Genomic DNA, 18,683 nt, shown 5'->3' on the forward strand with positions numbered 1-18,683 from the left:
TTCGGGCGTCAGTTGCCCGATGAACAGAACTTGGTGCCCGCCTTGGTCTGGCACCCTTCGGTCATACTGCGAACGGCGGGCAGATCTGGCTTTTTGGCAATACTTGGCTGCGGCGTATCGGCGGCGGCTGTCGGGACCGGCATGGCCGCAGGCTCCGGGGTTTCGACGGCCGTCCTCGCGCCGACGCCCATCCTGCCGGTGATGGTGGCAAAATAGCTGGCGGGCGTCATTTGCCCAAGGCCCTGCCCCGTATGTCTGCTCTGGTTGGCATAATCCACTCCGCCCACGGCAATCAGACAGATCGTCCCGAAGCCAAACAATCCCTTGTTCATTGCCATCTCCTGCACCCCAGCGCCCGCCCGGCCTAGCGGCCAATACGGGCGACATTCCGGCAACAAGCGTGCATTATCGGGCCGTCAGCCGGGCCGCAGCCGCCCCAACGCCACCGCCAGCGCAAAGATCACCGCCGCCACCGCCACGATCGACGGACCAGCGGGCGTATCCTGCGCCATGGCCAGCGCCAATCCGCCAAGGCTGGAGGCGGCACCCACGCCGATGGCCAGCCCCGCCATGCCTTCGGGCGTGCGGGCCAGCGCACGGGCGGCGGCGGCAGGGATGATCAGCATCGCGGCGATCAGCAGCGCGCCCACCACCTTCAGCGCCACGGCCACCACCACGGCCAGCGCCAGCGTCAGCACCAGCCGCTCTCGGTCGGAGTTCAGGCCGCTGGCATGGGCCAGATCTTCGTTCACCGTCGCCGTCAACAGCGCCTGCCAGCGCCAGACCATCAGCGCCAGAACCAGCACCGCCCCGCCCCAGATGAAGGCCAGATCGCCCTTGGTCACCGCCAGAATATCGCCGAACAGCCAGCTTTGCAGATCGCTGCGCACCCCCGGCACAAAGGAAATTGCCACCAGCCCAAAGGCCAGCGCCGAATGCGCCATCACCCCCAGCGTGGTATCCATCGCCCAGCCCCTGGCCGCCAGCGTGGACACCACCAGCGCCATCGCCAGCGCCACGCCCAGCGTGCCCACCGAAACCGGCAGGTTGAACGCCAGCGCCAGCGCCACGCCCAGAATCGCAGCATGAGAGGTGGCATCGCCGAAATAGGCCATCCGCCGCCAGACGACAAAGCTGCCCAGGGGGCCGGTGGCCAGCGACAGGCCAACCCCGGCAAAGGCGGCGCGGATCAGGAAATCGTCAAACATGGTCGTGGCCGTGATGATCGTGGGAATGGTCGTGGCTGTGGTCATGCGCGTGTTGATACAGCGCCAGCGCCCCTTGGGTACCAAGCCCGAACAGGGCGCGGTATTCTGGCGCGTTCGACACCACGCGCGGCGCCCCTTCACAGCAGATATGGTGGTTCAGGCAGATCACCCGGTCCGATGCCGCCATGACCACATGCAGATCATGGCTGACCATCAGCACCGCTGCCCCGGTATCACGCCGCACCTCTTCGATCAGGCGGTAGAAGGCCGCCTCGCCGGGTTGGTCCAGCCCCTGCGTCGGCTCGTCCAGCACCAGAATCTGCGGATCGGTCAGCAAGGCCCGCGCCAAAAGCAGCCGCTGGAACTGTCCACCCGACAGCGCCGCCATCTGCCGCCCGCCCAAGCCCTCCAGCCCCACACGGGCCAGCGCCGCGTCTGCCGCCGCATCATCCACCCGCCTTGGCAGCGACAAAAAGCGCCGCGCCGTCATCGGCATCGCCCGGTCCACCGCCAGCTTTTGCGGCACATAGCCGATGCGCAGCCCTTCGGCGCGGATCACCCGCCCCTGCCAGGGTGGCACAATCCCCAACAGCGCCCGCAGCAGCGTGGATTTGCCTGACCCGTTAGGACCAAGAATCGTCACGATCTCGCCCGGCTGGATCGCCAGCGTGATGTCATGCAGCACCTCGGTCGCACCAAAGCGCACGCACAGGGTATCGGCGGCAATCAGGCTCATGCTGCCTCCGCGCAGGCGGGGCATAGGCCGACAGCCTCGATGTTCGATCCCTCGACCGTAAAACCAACGGCAGCAGCGGCCTCGGTCAGCGCGGTGCGGATCGGCTCTGCCGGGGCCTCGGCCACCTTGTCGCAGGCACGGCAAATCAGAAAGGCGGGGGAATGCGCCTCGCCGGGGTGCATGCAGGCGGTAAAGGCGTTCAGGCGGCGGATGCGGTGGGCAAGCCCTTGCTCCTCAAGGAAATCCAGCGCGCGATAGGCCACGGGCGGCTGGTTGCCATAGCCCTCGGCCGAGAGCCGCGTCAGCACATCATAGGCCCCCAGCGCGCGGTGGGATTCGAGCAAGATCTCCAGCACCCGGCGGCGCACCGGCGTCAGGCGCTGCTTGCGCTCGGCGCATAGGGCATCGGCGCGGGCAAGCGCATCGGTTGCGCAATGGGCATGGTCATGGCGGGCAAAGGCCAGATCGGGGGCTTGGCAGCCGGGACAGGACGCATCGTGCAGGTGGGCCATGATTGCCTCTTGCAATGTTATACTATCACAATATATCCCTTTCGCCATCGCCGCGAAAGAGGTCATGATGCGTTATACCATAGCTTTGGCACTTGCCACCGTGCTGCCCCTGCCCCTTTGGGCCAAGGTGCCGCATGTCGTGACCGACATTCCGCCGGTTCACGCGCTGGTGGCGCAGGTGATGGGCGATCTGGGTCAGCCAGTGCTGTTGCTGGCCAAAGGGGCTGATGAACATGACTTTGCCCTGCGCCCCAGCCAGATGGGCGATATCGCCGACGCGGGCCTTGTGGTCTGGATCGGGCCGGAACTGACCCCATGGCTGGACCGGGCGCTGCAAGGATCACCCGCCGCGCAACTGGCGCTTTTGGAGGCACCCGGCACCCAGACCCGCGACTATGCGCCGGGTGAGGATGACGAGGCGGAAGGCGACGGTCATGTCCACGGTGCCATCAACCCCCATGCCTGGCTTGACCCCGGCAATGCTGCCGTCTGGCTGCGGCTGATCGCCGCCGATCTGGCGCGGCTGGACCCCGAAAACGCCGCCACCTATGCCGCTAATGCCGATACCGCCCGCGCCCGGCTGACCGCGCTGGATGCCGAGGTGACGGCCAGCCTTGCCCCGGTCAAGGACAAGCCCTTCGTCACCTTTCACGCCGCCTATGGCTATTTCACCGCGCATTACGGGCTGAATCCTGCGCCCTCGCTGGCCCTTGGCGATGCAGCGGCACCGGGGGCTGCACGGGTGGCGGAATTGCAAGCGCAGGTGACCGCCGATCACATCACCTGCCTGTTCCCCGAGGCGCAGCACGACCCGGCCCTGCTGCGTGTGCTGACCGAAGGCACCGGCGCAACCCTTGGCGGTGCGCTTGACCCGGTGGGGTCCAGCTATGACCCTGGCCCCGATGCCTATGCGGCGATCCTGAAAGGCATCGCCAGCACGCTGGCCGACTGTCTCAATCACTGAACCCGGCAAGCCGTCCCCCCTTCCCCCCTCTGCATGGGCCAAGGGGGGCACCGACCCCGAAACTGCGGCTTACAGCCGCGCGATGATGTTGCCGCTGGTCTCGACCCGGCCAAACTCTCCATCCAGGTCGGCCAGCGTCAGCGCCAGCACATCGGCGGCGGGCATCACCCGCCCGTCACCCAGACGCTGACCAAAGTTGATCAGCGCGTCAGAGGCCACGGTGACTTGATACCCCAGATTGCCAGCCATCCGCGCGCTGGAGTTCACGCAATAATTCGCAGCCCCACCCGCGATGACCAAAGGCGGATTGCCCAAGCCCGCCAACCGCTCGGCCAGATCGGTGCCGATGAAAGCGGACGATCCCTGCTTGATCACAACGGCCTCGCCCGGCGCGGGCGCCGCACAGACCATCACCTGCGCCCCCGGCGCGTCGCGGTGGAAATCATCCTCAGGGTCGGTGCCGTGGTGATGCACATGGATCACCGGCAGCCGCCGCTTGCGAAAGGCGGCCAGCAGGGCGGCAATCGCCACCTCTGCCCCCGGATTGGCCCAAGGGTTGCCCCGGTCGCGCCGCGCAACAAAGGCCCGCTGCACGTCGATCACCACCAGCGCCGCCATGGGTCAGCCGCCCAGAAAATCGACCTTGCCCACCTCGACCCCGTTTGACCGCAGGATGTTATAGGCCGTGCCCATGTGGAAGTAGAAGTTTGGAACGGCATAGCCGTGCAGGTATTGCGCGCCGGGGAACGACAGCTCGCGCGGACCAGCCTTGATGGCGATGATTTTCGCCTCTGCCCCCTCGAACGCCGCATCGGGAATGGTCTGGATGAAGGCGATGGTCTTGGCGATACGTTCCTTCAACTCTGCCAGCGTGGTTTCCGTATCCGGGAAAGACGGGTTTTCCGTACCCGACAGCCGGGCCGACGCACCCTTGGCGTGATCGGTCGCGATCATCACCTGCCGCGCAAAAGGGAACATGTCGGCGATCAACCGCAACTGCGGAATGACCTCTGGCTTCAGCCTCTTTGCCTCGGCAAAAGCCTCTGCCTTGTCGATGATCTTGGACAGTGCGGTCAGGGAATGGACGAAATACGGAACGGGCGATTGCATCGCGGACCTCTCAGTTGGTTGACGGCATCAAGCACCTGATGCCGCCAACCTGCAAGAGCGGTCACACCCCTAGGCACCAGCGCATCACGGCCTTTTGCGCGTGCAGGCGGTTTTCGGCCTCATCAAAGATCACAGAATGCGGACCATCCATCACAGCGCTGGTCGCCTCGTCATTCCGGTGCGCGGGCAGGCAGTGCATGAACAGGCTGTCGGGGTTGGCGGCCGCCATCAGCGCCTCATTCACCTGATAGGGGCGCAGCTGATTGTGGCGGCGTTCCTTGGCGGATTCCGGGTCGTGCATCGACACCCAGGTATCGGTGACGACCAGATCGGCACCCGCGACAGCCTTGAACGGATCACGCTCGATCAGCACCTTGCTGCCCTTTTCGCGGGCAAAGCCAACGAACTCCGGCTCTGGGTCAAGGGTTTGTGGGCCGGTGAAGGTAAAGTCGAAGCCGAACTGCCCGGCAGCATGCAGGAAGCTGGCGGCGACATTGTTGCCGTCACCCGCCCAGACCACCTTTTTCCCGGCAATCGGGCCGCGGTGTTCTTCATAGGTCATCACATCGGCCATGATCTGGCAGGGATGGGTGCGGTTGGTCAGGCCGTTGATCACCGGCACGGTGGCATGTTCGGCCATTTCCAGCAGGGTCTGTTCCTCGAACGTGCGGATCATGATCAGATCGACATAGCGCGACAGCACGCGGGCGGTATCGGCAATCGTCTCGCCGTGGCCAAGCTGCATTTCCTTGCCCGACAGCACCATGGTCTGCCCGCCCAACTGGCGCACGCCGACATCAAACGACACGCGGGTGCGGGTAGAGGGCTTTTCGAAGATCAGCGCCACCATGCGCCCCGCCAACGGCTGGTCGTCATCAGGCGTTCCCTTTGGGCGACCGTTGCGCGCGGTTTTCATCGCATGGGCGCTGTCGATCATGGCCCGCAACTCGGCGGCGTCAGTCTTGTGGATATCAAGGAAGTGCTTCATCGGAATGGTCTTTCGTGTGGGTAGCGCCGGGGGCTGTCTGCCCCCGGACCCCCGAGGATATTTAGAGAAGGGGAAATATGCGGTCCGCCCTCTCTCTTCGTCGGCTGCGATGCTGGGTTTCGGTCGCGGCTGTCATGGGGCCTCAACCGCCGTGGCGGTGGCGTCCAGCCGTTTCAGCGCCTCGGCAATATCCACATCGGGGATATTCAATGCGGGCAGAAGGCGGATCACGTTGTCCGAGGCGGCAACGGTAAGAAGGTTCTGGCCATAGCCCGCCTTGACCACATCGGTGTTGGGGGCGACGCATTTCAGGCCCAGCATCAGGCCCTGCCCGCGCACGGAGTCAAAGACCTTGGGATGGGCGGCGACCAGACCTTCCAGACCTTGCCGGAACAGGGCGGCCTTGCGGTTCACTTCCGACAGGAAGGCCGGGTCGGTGATAATCTCGACCACCTTTGCCCCCACGGCGCAGCCAAGGGGGTTGCCGCCATAAGTGGAGCCGTGGGTGCCTGCGGTCATGCCCTTGGCGGCCTTTTCGGTTGCCAGCACCGCGCCTAGGGGAAAGCCGCCGCCAATGCCCTTGGCGACCATCATGATGTCGGGCGCGACCCCCGCCCATTCATGGGCGAACAGGCGCCCGGTGCGGCCCATGCCGCATTGCACCTCGTCAAAGATCAGCAGCGCGCCGTGCTGGTCGCACAGATCGCGCAGGCCTTTCAGGCAGGCGTCGGGCATGGTGCGGATGCCGCCCTCGCCCTGAATGGGTTCGATGATGACAGCGCAGGTCTTGTCGCTGATCGCAGTCTTCAGCGCCTCGTGATCGCCAAAGGGAAGCTGTTTGAAGCCGGGCATAAGGGGGCCATAGCCCTTGGTCATCTTTTCCGATCCGGCAGCGGCGATGGCGCCGGTGGACCGGCCATGGAAGGCACCGTCAAAAGCGATGATTTCTTCACGCGGGGTGCCTAGATCATAGTGATACTTGCGCGCCATCTTGATCGCCAGTTCCGCCGCCTCAGTGCCCGAGTTGGTGAAGAACGCCGTATCGGCAAAGGTGTTCTCGACCAGCAGGTCGGCCAGATGCTCTTGTTCCGGGATGCGGTAGACGTTCGACACATGCCACAGTTTTTGCGCCTGTTCGGTGATCGTCTCGACCAGTTCGGGCGGGCAATGGCCCAGCGCGTTCACCGCGATGCCCGACCCAAGGTCAAGATATCGCGTGCCATCCTCGGCGGTCAGCCAGCAGCCCTTGCCATGGGTAAAGGCCATGGGCGCGCGGTTATAGGTCGGCAGGACGGCGGAAATCATGCGGAAGCTCCCGTAGTGAAGGCCAAGGAGTGCCAAGGCCGGGGCGAAAGGTCAACAATGGATGGGGGTGTGGCAGGCGGCCACGGGTGATCAGCGCGCTGTCAGGCGCGTCGGCGTCGGATAAACAGGGTCACCGCGTTGATCATTCCGCCCGGATAGCGCGGGCGGGCCGCCCTGTCCAATGGTTTATTGCGATGGGGGTTTATTGCATCAGCCGGGCGGCAAGGCGGTTCTGCCGTTCGATCACATGCGGCAGATCGAGCGTGGCCAGATGCCCGGCGCGCACCACCTGCCTGCCTTCCACGAACAGATCGCGCACGCGGGTCGGGCCACACAGCATCAGGGCGGCCACCGCATCCCATGCGCCTGCAGCCTCAATCCCCCGCATATCCCAGATCGCCAGATCCGCCCGCTTGCCGGATTCGATACTGCCCAGATCGCTGCGGCCCAGCACCTGCGCGCCGCCAAGTGTGGCAATCTCCAGCGCCTCACGCGCGCTCATTGCGTCAGCGCCGCGCGCGACCCGTTGCAACAGCATGGCCATCCGCGCCTCGGCCACCAGATTGCCGGCGTCATTGCTGGCCGACCCGTCGACGCCCAGCGCCACCTTTACCCCTGCATCCCGCATGGCCCGCACCGGGGCGATGCCCGACCCAAGGCGGCAGTTGGAACAGGGGCAATGCGCCACGCCGGTGCCGGTGCGGGCGAAAAGGCTGATCTCGCCCACATCCAGTTTGACGCAATGGGCGTGCCACACGTCATCGCCCGTCCAACCGAGGTCTTCGGCATATTGCCCGGGGCGGCAGCCGAACTTGGCAAGGGAATAGGCGATATCCTCTTCATTCTCGGCCAGATGGGTGTGCAGCATCACGCCCTTGTCGCGCCCCAGCAGCGCCGCCTCGCGCATCAGGTCGCGGCTGACCGAAAATGGCGAACAGGGCGCAAGGCCCACGCGCACCATCGCCCCCTCTTTCGGGTCGTGGTGGGCATCGACGACGCGGATCATGTCGTCAAGGATCGCCGCCTCCCGCTCCACCAGCGAATCCGGCGGCAACCCGCCCGCACTTTCCCCAATGCTCATCGCGCCCCGCGTGGGGTGAAACCTCAGTCCAACCTCGGCCGCCGCCGCGATGGTATCGTCCAGCCTTGAACCGTTCGGGTAAAGATACAGGTGGTCCGAGGTCATCGTGCAACCCGATAGCGCCAGTTCGGCCAAACCGATCTGCGCCGATACAAACATCTCCTCGGGTCCGAACCGCGCCCAGATCGGGTAGAGCGTCTTCAGCCAGCCAAACAGCAGCGCATCCTGCCCGCCCGGCACCGCGCGAGTCAGCGTCTGATAAAGGTGATGATGGGTGTTCACCAAACCCGGCGTCACCACGCAACCCGTGGCATCGACCACCTCGGCCCTCTGCGCCACCAGCCCCTGCCCCACGGCTGCAATCACCCCGCCGCGCAGCAGCACATCGCCCACAAACTCGCGGCGGGTGGCATCCATCGTCACCACGGTGGCGTTCTTGATCAGAATTTCAGGCATGGCTGTTCCCTTGCTGCCCCTTCGGCAAACGGGAACGACCGGGCGACAGAAGGGGGAAGGACTCGGCTCCGGCAGGCCAAGAATAGCCAAAAGAAGCGCCGGATCAAACCCTTTGCCCTTCTGGAAATACTCTCGGGGGGTCTCGGGGGGCAGACGGCCCCCCGCCTGTCCACAAGCGCTGTCAGGTGTTCAGCAGCGCCAGCGCCTCGGCATGGATTTCCCGGTTGGCAGCCGCCAGAACCCGGCCACCATCGTGGCAGGGCCGCCCGTGCCAGTCAGTAACAATCCCGCCAGCCGCCTCGATCACCGCAATCGGGGCCTGCACGTCATAGGCCTGCAAACCCGCCTCAATCACCAGATCGATCTGGCCCGCAGCGATCAGGGCATAGGCATAGCAATCCATACCATAGCGCACCAGCTTGGCCTTGGGCGCGACACGGCGGAAGGCCGCGCCCTCGTCAGGCGCGCCCACTTCGGGAAAGGTGGTGAACAGGATCGCCTGCGACAGCGGGCGGGCGCCACGGGCCTTCAGCACGCCCTTGCCCATCGGGCCGTTCACTTGGGCCCGGCCAAAACCGCCCTCGAACCGCTCACCAATATAGGGCTGGTCGATGATGCCATAGATCGGCCCGCCCGCGTCGCGGATCGAGATCAGCACCCCCCAGGTCGGCGTGCCCGACAAATAACCGCGCGTGCCGTCAATCGGGTCCAGCACCCAGGTCAGGCCCGATGTGCCCTCGGTCCGGCCAAACTCTTCGCCCAGAATCGCATCCTGAGGGCGGCGGCGGGCCAGTATCTCGCGCATGCGTTGTTCCGACAGACGGTCAGCGACGGTAACCGGATCAAACCGCACGGTTTCCTTGGAATCGGCATCCAGCCCCGGCTGACGGAAATGCGCAAGCGTTGCCACCCGCGCGGCATCGGCCAGCTCATGCGCCGTGGCGATGATGTCGGAAATCTCTTGGTCATTCAGCTTCGTCATACCAGCCCCCAACGGAGCCGTGACAAAAAGAAGCCCCCGTGCCGGGCTATCGGCACGGGGGATTCGGGTCAAGCCAAACGGCCCGTCAGTCAGTCTTTCAGACCGTCAGACTTTCAGGCTGCGTCAGAAAGAACGCGCGCCAGATCAAACAGGCGACGGCGCTGCGCCTCGGGGATCGAATAGTAGGACCGCACCAGTTCCAGCGCTTCCTTGTCGGCCATCAGATCGCCGGTGGCGTGGGTCAGGTCGGCAGCACCTTCGGACAGACCTTCGAAAAAGAAGGCAATGGTCACGCCCATGGCATCGGCAATGTCCCAAAGACGAGAGGCGCTTACCCGGTTCATGCCGGTTTCGTATTTTTGGATTTGTTGAAACTTGATCCCAACCTTGTCAGCCAGTTGCTGTTGGGTCATGCCAATCATCCAGCGACGATGACGAACGCGCTTACCAACATGGGCATCAACAGGGTGCTTCATTACTCTCTCCAATACAGGGTTACTCAGAACCACAAACGACGCGGCCTGTGCTTTCTAGTAAGCAATTTTCTTGCCAAATCTCGCACAAGCCTAACGAATCTGCATTTCCTTTTCGGATGCCTGCAAACCTGTCTTTTTGGATATGTCCTATTATACAAGTGAAGAAGAAAACCCGACTGAGGTGAGGTTGTCTCGCTAGGATTTCGTCGGGCAACACAAATTCCCGTTATGCGGGTAATCCGTTTTGCGATGCAAAATGCAAAGATTTTCGGCGATGATTTGCGCATTTTGCAAATCTCTCGGCCAAGACTTGCCAAACCTCTTGTATTCGGCACCTTTGGAACAGGAAAATGAGGAACCGAATGCGCATCTGGCAGATCGAACATCTGGGCGAAGGCCCGTTTCTGGCGCAAACGACAACGCCACAACCGGCTGCGGGACAAGCTCTCGTCCGGGTTGAAGCGGTCGGCCTGAACTTTGCCGACCTTCTGATGCGCGACGGCAAATATCAGGTAAAGCCCGCCCTGCCCTATGTACCGGGGATGGAAATGGCCGGAACCGTCGAAAGCCTTGGCCCCGGCACCCTTGGCCCCGCGCCAGGCAGCCGGGTGCTGGCCTATGTGGGACAGGGCGCGCTGGCCGAATGGGTCTGCGCCCCGGCCGACCGGCTACTGCCCATTCCCGATACGATGCCCTTCGATCATGCGGCGGCATTTCCCATCGCCTATGGCACCTCTCATCTGGCGCTGGACCACAAGGCCCGCCTGCAACCGGGGGAACGTCTGCTGGTGCTGGGCGCCGCCGGGGGCGTCGGGCTGACCGCGGTCGAGATTGGCGCAAGGATGGGGGCCGAGGTGATCGCCTGCGCGCGCGGCGCAGAGAAATTGGCCGTCGCGCAGGCCGCAGGGGCCACAATCCTGATCGACAACGACACCCCCGACCTGAAAGCCGCCTTCAAGGCGCTGGGCGGCGTTGATGTGGTCTATGACACCATCGGCGGCGAGATGGGCGAGGCGGCCCTCTCTGCCCTGCGGCCAGAGGGGCGGTTCCTGACCATCGGATTTGCCGGGGGCACGCCGCCTCAAATCAGGGCGAACCACCTGCTGGTCAAGAACATCAGCGTCATGGGCCTGTGGTGGGGCGGCTATCTGAATTTCGCACCCGACGTGCAGGATGCCAGCCTGCGCCAGTTGCTCGCGTGGTATGCAGCGGGTGGCCTGCGCCCCCATGTCAGCCACAGCCTACCGTTCGATCAGGTGCCACAGGCGCTGGACCTACTGGCGGCCCGCAAATCGACCGGCAAGGTGGTGATCACCCGCAGCTAGCCTAAACCACGCGCAGCTCGGCCCGCTCGTTCACCACCGGCTTGCCACCGGGGCGCTGTGCATAGGCGCGGCGCAGCATTTCGGCCAGCGCAGTGACGGCGGGCGAATGGGCGGGCGTTGCCGCGTAAAGGTTGACCTTCATCCGCGCCAGTTCCGGCAAGGTGCCGCCATGGGCGATGCGTTCGACATAGGGCGGCTCTGACCCGGCCAGCACAGTATGCACCGCCAGATCGGCGCTGACCGAGGCTTCGACCGTGCGGGTGCTGTCGCTTTCCACCGCCATCTGCCAGGGGATGCCCGCCAGATCCAGCGCCGCCTGCACGCCCTGCCGGAAAATGCAGTGCTGCTCGTAAGCCAGCCGCAGGGGACGCTGCCGCCAGGCCACGCCCCCCGGCGCGCCAACCCAGATCAGCGGCAATTCGGCCACCGTCTCGCCCCCGGTCTCGACCACGGCCTCGGTTGTCAGGATCACATCGCATTCGCCACGCGCAAACTGCCCCTTCAGCACCCGCGTGAACGAGGACAGCAACCGCACCCGCATCTTGGGGTAATCGCGCGCGAACTGCTTCAGCACCTGCGGAATCGCCGGGTAAACGATGTCATGGGGCACACCCAGCACCACCTCGCCCTCATATTCATCGCGGGTCAGGCGGGCAAAGGCCTCGTCGTTCAGGGCGAGCATCCTGCGGGCATAGCCCAGCAACTGCTCTCCTGCCGCCGTCAGCCCGACCTGCCGCGCGCTGCGGTCCAGCAGGGTGACATCCAGCATCTCTTCCAGCCGCTTGATCTGCATCGACACGGCTGATTGCGTCAGGTTCAGAAAGCCCGCCGCCCGTGTCACCCCGCCGGCATCGGCGATGGCCACGAAAGACCGCAGCGACGTCATATCCAGATTGCGCGGCATATCACATTCCCTGATGCGTTACGTCAAAAGCATTCATTTCAAGAATGAATACGATTCGGGTAAATGGATCAAGCATTCTGATGGGTTCCCGCCCACAGATTACGAAACCCGATGATACCCCCGATGTTACCAGGAAAGGATTTATCATGCTGGCCCCCGCGAACACCTGCTGCACCGCCCTGCAATCTCCGGCCCTTGCACAGCCCGCGCCGCATGCCACCCGCAAGCAAAGCCTGCTGGCCCGCCTGCTGACTGCGCTTGCCCTGCACCGCCAGCGCCAGCACCTTGCGCGGCTGGATGATGCGATGCTGAAAGACATCGGCCTGACCCGAGAGGCCGCCCAACACGAGGCGCAGCGCCCGATCTGGGATGCGCCGGGCCATTGGCTGCGTTGATCCTGCGGATTTTGCAGCGGAAATTCTTGAAATCCGGCCAAAGGGTTCCGATATTGTCCGCATAAGGCGATGCGGCGCCATCCGCGCAGCCCTGCCACATGCAACATCGGAGGCTATTCATGGCACAGTTTGACACGATCAGGACGGTAGGCGTCGGCGCCAGCGCCCAGATCGACGCGGGCCTTCGCGCCCATATGAACAAGGTCTATGGCCTGATGTCCGTGGCGATGCTGCTTACCGGCGCCGCTGCTTGGGCTGTGGCAGGCCTTGCTGTGACCACTGATCCCTCGTCCGGGATGCAGATTGGGGCTGGGGAATATCTGACCAGCTTTGGCTATGCGCTCTATGCCTCGCCGCTGAAATGGGTTGTGATGTTCCTGCCGCTGGTGATGGTTTTCGCCTTTGGTGCCGTGATCAACCGCCTGTCGGCCTCGGCGGCGCAACTGTTTTTCTATGTCTATGCGGCCGCCATGGGCCTGTCGCTGTCGTCGATTTTCCTGGTGTTCACCGGCACCTCGATCGCGCAGACCTTCTTGGTGACCGCAATCGCCTTCGCGGGCCTGTCGCTTTATGGTTACACGACCAAGCGTGACCTGTCGGCCTTTGGCTCGTTCCTGATGATGGGGCTAATCGGCATCGTCGTCGCCTCAATCGTTAACATCTTCCTCGCCTCGTCGGCGCTGGCTTTTGCCATCTCGATCATCGGGGTGCTGCTGTTTGCGGGCCTGACCGCCTATGACACGCAGAATATCAAGAACACCTATATCCAGCACGCCGCCATGGGCGACCGCGAATGGCTGGGCAAGTCGGCGGTGATGGGGGCCTTGCAGCTTTACCTCGACTTCATCAACCTGTTCATGTTCCTGCTGCAATTCATGGGCAACAACCGCGAATAAGCGGGCAGGACCAGAAAGACGAACGGGCCGGGGTTCTCCCCGGCCCTTTTCATTTCAGACCACGGCCCCGAACAGTTTGCCCACGCCCGCCGTAACTGCCATGGCCACAGCGCCCCAGAAAGTGACGCGCAGCACGGCACGGGCCACCGGCGCGCCGCCTGCCCGCGCGCCCACCGCCCCCAGCAGCGCCAGAAAAGCCAGCGACAGCGCCGTGACCCAAACCGTGATCTGTACCTCAGGCACCAGCGCCGCCGTCGCCAAAGGCAGCGCCGCCCCCACCGCAAAGGTCATGGCAGACGCGGCAGAGGCCACCAGCGGCCGGGCCTCGCTATGGGCCGAGATACCCAGCTCATCACGCACATGGGCGGCCAGCGGGTCTTTGGCGTGCAGCGCCTCGGCCACTTGTCGGGCAAGGTCGGGCGGCACACCGCGATCTTCGTAAATCCCGGCCAGCGCCCGCAACTCTTCTGCCGGATCGGCCTCGATTTCGGCCCGCTCACGGGCAATATCGGCCTGTTCGGTATCGGCCTGCGACGACACCGACACATATTCCCCCGCCGCCATCGACAAGGCCCCGGCGGCCAGCCCCGCCGCACCCGCCACCAGAACCTCGGCCCGGCCAGAGGCTGCCGCAACCCCGACGATCAGCGAGGCGGTTGAAACGATGCCATCATTCGCCCCCAGAACCGCGGCGCGCAGCCAGCCGACGCGCGCGATGAAATGTTCTTCCCGGTGGTTGCGTTCCATTCCGACCTCCAAAACGAAAAACCGCGCCCAAGGGGCGCGGCTTTCGGACCAAGGTCAAGGCAGATCTTACTTGATCTTGCCTTCCTTGTATTCCACATGCTCCCGCTTTACGGGATCGTATTTCTTCACGACCATTTTGTCGGTCATGGTGCGGGCGTTCTTCTTGGTCACATAGAAGTGGCCTGTGCCCGCCGTCGAGTTCAGACGGATCTTGATCGTCGTCGGCTTTGCCATTGCAGTCTCTCCTTGGGCCTGGGCCCAAGCCCATGGGTGAATTCTTGAAGTCCGCCTTTTACCGATGACCCCGGCAGAGTCAACAGGGGGCGGGCGGTTTTTTAGGGGATTACAGCCCCTGAAGCTCCTTTGGCAACAGGCTTTCGGGCAGGTTCTGGAACGCCACGGGCCGCAGCCAGCGACGAATGGCCAGCGTGCCGACCGAGGTGGCACCGAAATTGGTCGAGGCCGGGTATGGCCCGCCATGAACCTGCGCATCCACCACCTCTACCCCGGTGGGAAAGCCGTTGGCCAGCACCCGGCCGGCCTTGCGCGCAAGGGTGGGCAGCAGGGCACGGGCGGCTTCGGTATCGGCGTCGTCCATGTGCAGGGTGGCGGTCAATTGCCCCTCCAGCGCCTGTGCGACGGCCAGCATCTGGGCAGCGTCACGGGCGCGGATCACGATGCCAAGGGGGCCGAACACCTCTTCGGCCAAGACATGGTTGCCCAGCCAATCCTCGCCCGACACTTCGAACAGATAGGGCGAGGCGTTGCGCAAGGTGCAGGTGGTGGCGACGAGTTCGCGCACCCCCGCCTGTGCCGCCACATGGTCCGCCCCGCGGCGATAGCTGTTGGCGATGCCTTCGGTCAGCATGACCTGCGGACCGATGGCGGCAACGGCGGTCTGCGCGGCGGCGGTGAAGGCATCGCCCTCTGGCCCCGCCAGCACCACCGCAAGGCCGGGGTTGGTGCAGAACTGGCCAGCAAACAGGGTCAGCGACCCGGCCCAGCCCTTGGCGATGGCCTCGCCCCGGTTGGCCACGGCGGCGGGCAACAGGAACATCGGGTTCACACTGCCCAGTTCGCCGAAGAATGGAATCGGTTCGGGACGCGCCGCGCACAGGTTGAACAAGGCGCGCCCTGCCCCCAGCGAGCCGGTAAAGCCCACCGCCTTGATCGCCGGATGCTGCACCAGTGCCTCGCCCGCCTCGCGCCCCGGCGACTGGATCAGCGAGAACACGCCGGGGTGCATGCCGGTGGCCTTGATGGCGGCGTCGATGGCCTCGGCCACCACCTCGGCGGTGCCGGGATGGGCGGGGTGGCCCTTGACCACCACGGGGCAACCAGCGGCCAAGGCCGAAGCGGTGTCACCGCCAGCGGTCGAGAAGGCCAGCGGGAAGTTTGACGCGCCGAACACGCCAACCGGGCCGATGGCAAGCTGCATCATGCGGATATCGGGGCGGGCCGCGGGCTGACGGTCGGGCTGGGCCGCGTCGTGGCGCAGATCGAGGAAATTGGTGCTGCGGATGTGGGCCGCGAACAGGCGCAACTGGCCCGTGGTGCGACCCCGTTCCCCATCCAACCGCCCGGCGGGCAGGCCGGTTTCCACCGTGCCGATGGCGGTGATGGCCGGGCCGCGCGCCTCGATCTCATGGGCGATGCGGTCGAGGAAGGCGGCGCGCACCTCTCGCGGCAGGGCGGAGTAGATCGGGAAGGCGTCTTCCGCAGCGCGGCAGGCGGCATCGACATGGGCGGCGGTGCCGACGGCGAAGTCGCGCGCGGGGCCGGTGACGGGCATGTTCTGAAAGGTGGTTTCGCCCGCGACCCAGTGGCCTGCGATCAGGTGGTGTCCGTTTGGCATCGTGGTGTCCTTTGGCAGCGGAAGGGCGGGGGTTTCACACCCCCGCACCCCCGTGGGATATTTATGAACAGATGATCAGAAGTGAAAGGCTTCCGTAACATCGCGACGACCGAGGGTCAGGGCATCGGCGACATGGGTCATCGGGGCAAGGTCAACCTCGGACTGGCCGGTGGCGACCAGTTCGGCCATGCGCGCGTAAAGGGCGGGATATTCACCCATGATGGTGTTTTCGCCCGCCGTGGCCTGCCCGTCGATTTCCAGCACATTGCCACCCATGCGCAGGGCCAGATGGCCTGCATCGGTTTCAACCGTGATATCCCAAGTTTGCGGGCCGGTTTGCCGCCAGTCAAAATCGGCGGTGACATTGCCGGAAAAGGTCAGCGCTGCCGCGATGGGGGTCTGGCGGTTTTCGGGGAATGTCAGGGTGGCGGCAGTCAGGTGGACGGGCGCGGGCAGGATATGGGTCAGGATCGACAGCGCATTGATGCCCGGATCGAACACGCCCATGCCGCCGGGTTCGAACACCCAGTCCTGCCCGGGGTGCCATTTGCGCACGTCCTCTCGCCAGGTGATATGGGCGCGGCGGATGGCCTTGTCCGCCAGCCAGGCCCGCGCCGGGGCGACGGCATGGGCCATGCGGCTGTGCCAGGTGGTGTAAAGGGTCAGGCCATTGGCCTTGGCGAGGGCATGCAGCTCATGCACCTCGGCCAAAGTGGCACCGGGGGGCTTTTCCAGCATGACATGGCGGCCTGCGCGCAGCGCCGCCTCGGCATAGGCAAAGCGCGGCACCGGCGGCAGCGCCAGCGAGACCACCGGCACATCGGAACGCTCCGCCAGAAAGGCCGCGAAATCGGTGAAGGCGGGCACCCCCGGCACCGAGCCGTGACGGCTGACCGTGGCGGCCAGCTCCCAATCGGGGCTGTTGGCTATGGCGGGGACGTGCTGATCGACCGCGATCTTGCCGATGCCTACCAGAGCAACTTTGGTCCGTTCTGGCATCAGTGCGAGTCCCGGCCAACCGGCGCGCCACGGGAGCCTTTCAGGAAGTCGAGATCGGCCCCGGTATCGGCGCCCTGCACATGCTGTTGATGCAGCCAGGCATAGCCCGACTGATATTGCTCATGCAGCGGTTGCCAGGCGGCAAGACGCGCGGCCAGTTCGGCATCAGAAATATCCAGATGCAGGCGGCGGTTCGGCACGTCGAGTTCAATGAAATCGCCATTCTGCACCACGGCCAGCGGGCCACCGGCGGCGGCTTCGGGCGAGGTGTGCAGGCAGACCGTGCCATAGGCGGTGCCCGACATGCGCGCATCGGAAATGCGGACCATATCGGTAATGCCCTTGCGCAGCACCTTGGGCGGCAGGCCCATATTGCCCACCTCGGCCATGCCGGGATAGCCCTTTGGCCCGCAGTTCTTCATCACCATGATGCAGGTCTCATCAATGTCGAGCGCCTCGTCATTGATCTTGGCCTTGTAGTCGTCGATGTCTTCAAACACCACTGCGCGGCCCCGGTGGGTCAGCAGATGCGGCGAGGCGGCAGAGGGTTTCAGCACCGCGCCCTTGGGCGCTAGGTTGCCCTTCAACACCACGATGCCACCCGATTGCGCCAGCGCCTTTTCGGCGGGCAGGATCACGTCATCGTTGTGGTTGGTTACATCCTTGACCTGATCCCACATCGTCTCGCCCGAAACGGTCAGCGCATCCTTGTGCAGCAACCCCGCCTCGCCCAGCCGCTTGATCACCACGGGCAGGCCACCGGCGTAGAAGAACTCTTCCATCAAGTATTTGCCCGAGGGCATCAGGTTCACCACCGTCGGCACATCGCGGCCGCAGCGGTCCCAATCGTCAAGTGTCAGGTCCACCCCCACCCGGCCCGCGATGGCCAGCAGATGAATCACGGCATTGGTGGAACCGCCGATGGCGGCATTGGTGCGGATGGCGTTTTCAAAGGCCGGTTTGGTCATCACGTCAGAGGGCTTCAGGTCATCCTTGACCATCTGCACGATGCGGCGGCCCGACATTTGGGCCATCACCCGACGGCGTGAATCCACCGCCGGAATGGCGGCATTGCCGGAAAGCGCCATGCCAAGAGATTCCGCCATGCTGGCCATGGTACTGGCCGTGCCCATGGTGTTGCAGGAACCTGCACTGCGCGACATGCTGGCTTCGGCCTCGGCGAATTCATCGGCGCTCATCTCGCCTGCCTTCACCGCCTCGCTGAATTTCCACAGATGCGTGCCAGAACCGACCCGCTCGCCCTTGAAATAGCCGTTCAGCATTGGGCCGCCGGTGACGACGATCGACGGCAGGTCGGTCGAGGCGGCAGCCATCAGCAGGCTGGGCGTGGTCTTGTCGCAACCGACCAACAGCACGCAGCCATCCATCGGCTGGCCGCGCATCTGTTCTTCCACCGACATGGCGGCAAGGTTGCGGAACATCATCGCCGTCGGGCGGAAGGCGGATTCGCTGGTGGAAAAGGCCGGCACCTCAACCGGGAAGCCGCCCGCCTCATAAACGCCGCGCTTCACGAACTCGGCCAGCACGTTCAGATGGGCGTTGCAGGGCGTCAGCTCTGACCAGGTGTTCAGAATGCCGATGACCGGGCGGCCATCGAACAGATCATGCGGAAAGCCCTGATTCTTCATCCAGCCGCGATGGTAGATCTGGTCGCGGCCGGTGCCGCCGAACCATTCCTGAGAACGCAGGGGACGGGGCCATTTGGCGGGCTTGAAAGTCATTT

Annotated in this window: 21 protein-coding genes; 4 read left to right on the forward strand and 17 right to left on the reverse strand. The window is 64.5% G+C overall.

Annotated features, from left to right (window positions below):
* Positions 1-8: 8 nt before the first annotated feature.
* The 4 genes from JI744_RS01090 to JI744_RS01105 all read right to left on the reverse strand — a co-directional run bounded on the left by JI744_RS01090 (position 9) and on the right by JI744_RS01105 (position 2,456).
* Positions 9-332, reverse strand: a complete 324-nt coding sequence (locus tag JI744_RS01090) for a hypothetical protein (RefSeq protein WP_202657467.1) — start codon at positions 330-332, stop codon at positions 9-11.
* An 84-nt stretch (positions 333-416) separates the two neighbouring features.
* Complete coding sequence (locus JI744_RS01095; RefSeq protein WP_202658226.1) at positions 417-1,208, reverse strand: metal ABC transporter permease; 792 nt, start codon at positions 1,206-1,208, stop codon at positions 417-419.
* Positions 1,201-1,944 carry an ATP-binding cassette domain-containing protein gene (locus JI744_RS01100; protein ID WP_202657468.1) on the reverse strand — a complete coding sequence of 248 codons (744 nt, stop codon included), beginning with the start codon at positions 1,942-1,944 and terminating at the stop codon, positions 1,201-1,203. Before JI744_RS01100 ends, JI744_RS01095 begins: the two co-directional genes overlap by 8 nt.
* On the reverse strand, positions 1,941-2,456 hold the full coding sequence (locus JI744_RS01105; RefSeq protein WP_202657469.1) for a Fur family transcriptional regulator: 516 nt from the start codon (positions 2,454-2,456) through the stop codon (positions 1,941-1,943). The genes JI744_RS01100 and JI744_RS01105 overlap by 4 nt, the downstream gene beginning before the upstream one ends.
* A 67-nt stretch (positions 2,457-2,523) precedes the next feature.
* Here JI744_RS01105 and JI744_RS01110 point away from each other — a divergent pair, with 67 nt between their 5' ends.
* Positions 2,524-3,420 carry a zinc ABC transporter substrate-binding protein gene (locus tag JI744_RS01110; protein WP_202657476.1) on the forward strand — a complete coding sequence of 299 codons (897 nt, stop codon included), beginning with the start codon at positions 2,524-2,526 and terminating at the stop codon, positions 3,418-3,420.
* A 69-nt stretch (positions 3,421-3,489) separates the two neighbouring features.
* Here JI744_RS01110 and JI744_RS01115 read toward each other — a convergent pair whose 3' ends face one another.
* The 7 genes from JI744_RS01115 to JI744_RS01145 all read right to left on the reverse strand — a co-directional run bounded on the left by JI744_RS01115 (position 3,490) and on the right by JI744_RS01145 (position 9,818).
* A complete protein-coding gene (locus JI744_RS01115) occupies positions 3,490-4,038 on the reverse strand; it encodes an isochorismatase family protein (protein WP_202657477.1) in 549 nt (182 codons plus the stop codon).
* Between the two features lie 3 nt (positions 4,039-4,041).
* A complete protein-coding gene (locus JI744_RS01120; protein ID WP_202657478.1) occupies positions 4,042-4,530 on the reverse strand; it encodes a DUF1993 domain-containing protein in 489 nt (162 codons plus the stop codon).
* A gap of 61 nt (positions 4,531-4,591) precedes the next feature.
* Positions 4,592-5,518: an ornithine carbamoyltransferase gene (gene argF / locus JI744_RS01125; RefSeq protein ID WP_202657479.1), complete on the reverse strand. Its 927-nt coding sequence runs from the start codon at positions 5,516-5,518 to the stop codon at positions 4,592-4,594.
* A 132-nt stretch (positions 5,519-5,650) separates the two neighbouring features.
* The gene (locus JI744_RS01130; RefSeq protein WP_202657481.1) at positions 5,651-6,823 is read right to left on the reverse strand and encodes an aspartate aminotransferase family protein; all 1,173 of its coding nucleotides are present in this window, start codon (positions 6,821-6,823) and stop codon (positions 5,651-5,653) included.
* Positions 6,824-7,025: 202 nt separating this feature from the next.
* Entirely contained in the window at positions 7,026-8,360 is a 1,335-nt protein-coding gene (locus JI744_RS01135) for an 8-oxoguanine deaminase (protein ID WP_202657483.1), read from the reverse strand.
* A 181-nt stretch (positions 8,361-8,541) separates the two neighbouring features.
* Positions 8,542-9,342 (reverse strand): inositol monophosphatase family protein, encoded by an 801-nt coding sequence (locus JI744_RS01140; protein WP_202657489.1) that lies wholly within the window; start codon positions 9,340-9,342, stop codon positions 8,542-8,544.
* A gap of 113 nt (positions 9,343-9,455) precedes the next feature.
* Positions 9,456-9,818 carry a helix-turn-helix domain-containing protein gene (locus JI744_RS01145; protein WP_202657490.1) on the reverse strand — a complete coding sequence of 121 codons (363 nt, stop codon included), beginning with the start codon at positions 9,816-9,818 and terminating at the stop codon, positions 9,456-9,458.
* A 362-nt stretch (positions 9,819-10,180) separates the two neighbouring features.
* Between JI744_RS01145 and JI744_RS01150 the strand changes: the two genes are divergently transcribed.
* Positions 10,181-11,143, forward strand: a complete 963-nt coding sequence (locus JI744_RS01150; RefSeq protein ID WP_202657491.1) for an NADPH:quinone oxidoreductase family protein — start codon at positions 10,181-10,183, stop codon at positions 11,141-11,143.
* Position 11,144: 1 nt separating this feature from the next.
* Here JI744_RS01150 and JI744_RS01155 read toward each other — a convergent pair whose 3' ends face one another.
* Positions 11,145-12,047, reverse strand: coding sequence for a LysR family transcriptional regulator (locus tag JI744_RS01155; protein WP_202657492.1), 903 nt, complete (start codon positions 12,045-12,047; stop codon positions 11,145-11,147).
* Positions 12,048-12,193: 146 nt separating this feature from the next.
* Between JI744_RS01155 and JI744_RS01160 the strand changes: the two genes are divergently transcribed.
* A complete protein-coding gene (locus JI744_RS01160; RefSeq protein ID WP_202657493.1) occupies positions 12,194-12,442 on the forward strand; it encodes a DUF1127 domain-containing protein in 249 nt (82 codons plus the stop codon).
* 119 nt (positions 12,443-12,561) lie between these two features.
* Positions 12,562-13,338 carry a Bax inhibitor-1/YccA family protein gene (locus JI744_RS01165; RefSeq protein ID WP_202657494.1) on the forward strand — a complete coding sequence of 259 codons (777 nt, stop codon included), beginning with the start codon at positions 12,562-12,564 and terminating at the stop codon, positions 13,336-13,338.
* 54 nt (positions 13,339-13,392) lie between these two features.
* Here JI744_RS01165 and JI744_RS01170 read toward each other — a convergent pair whose 3' ends face one another.
* The 5 genes from JI744_RS01170 to araD all read right to left on the reverse strand — a co-directional run bounded on the left by JI744_RS01170 (position 13,393) and on the right by araD (position 18,681).
* Entirely contained in the window at positions 13,393-14,085 is a 693-nt protein-coding gene (locus JI744_RS01170) for a VIT1/CCC1 transporter family protein (RefSeq protein ID WP_202657496.1), read from the reverse strand.
* 66 nt (positions 14,086-14,151) lie between these two features.
* Complete coding sequence (gene rpmG, locus JI744_RS01175; protein WP_096785002.1) at positions 14,152-14,319, reverse strand: 50S ribosomal protein L33; 168 nt, start codon at positions 14,317-14,319, stop codon at positions 14,152-14,154.
* Between the two features lie 109 nt (positions 14,320-14,428).
* Complete coding sequence (locus JI744_RS01180; RefSeq protein WP_202657497.1) at positions 14,429-15,940, reverse strand: aldehyde dehydrogenase (NADP(+)); 1,512 nt, start codon at positions 15,938-15,940, stop codon at positions 14,429-14,431.
* Positions 15,941-16,015: 75 nt separating this feature from the next.
* Complete coding sequence (locus JI744_RS01185) at positions 16,016-16,939, reverse strand: Gfo/Idh/MocA family protein (RefSeq protein ID WP_202657498.1); 924 nt, start codon at positions 16,937-16,939, stop codon at positions 16,016-16,018.
* Positions 16,939-18,681: an L-arabinonate dehydratase gene (gene araD / locus JI744_RS01190; protein WP_202657499.1), complete on the reverse strand. Its 1,743-nt coding sequence runs from the start codon at positions 18,679-18,681 to the stop codon at positions 16,939-16,941. Before araD ends, JI744_RS01185 begins: the two co-directional genes overlap by 1 nt.
* Positions 18,682-18,683: the final 2 nt, after the last annotated feature.

Origin of the sequence: Fuscibacter oryzae, from assembly GCF_016765795.1 — a bacterium.
Taxonomy (GTDB): Bacteria; Pseudomonadota; Alphaproteobacteria; order Rhodobacterales; family Rhodobacteraceae; genus Fuscibacter; species Fuscibacter oryzae.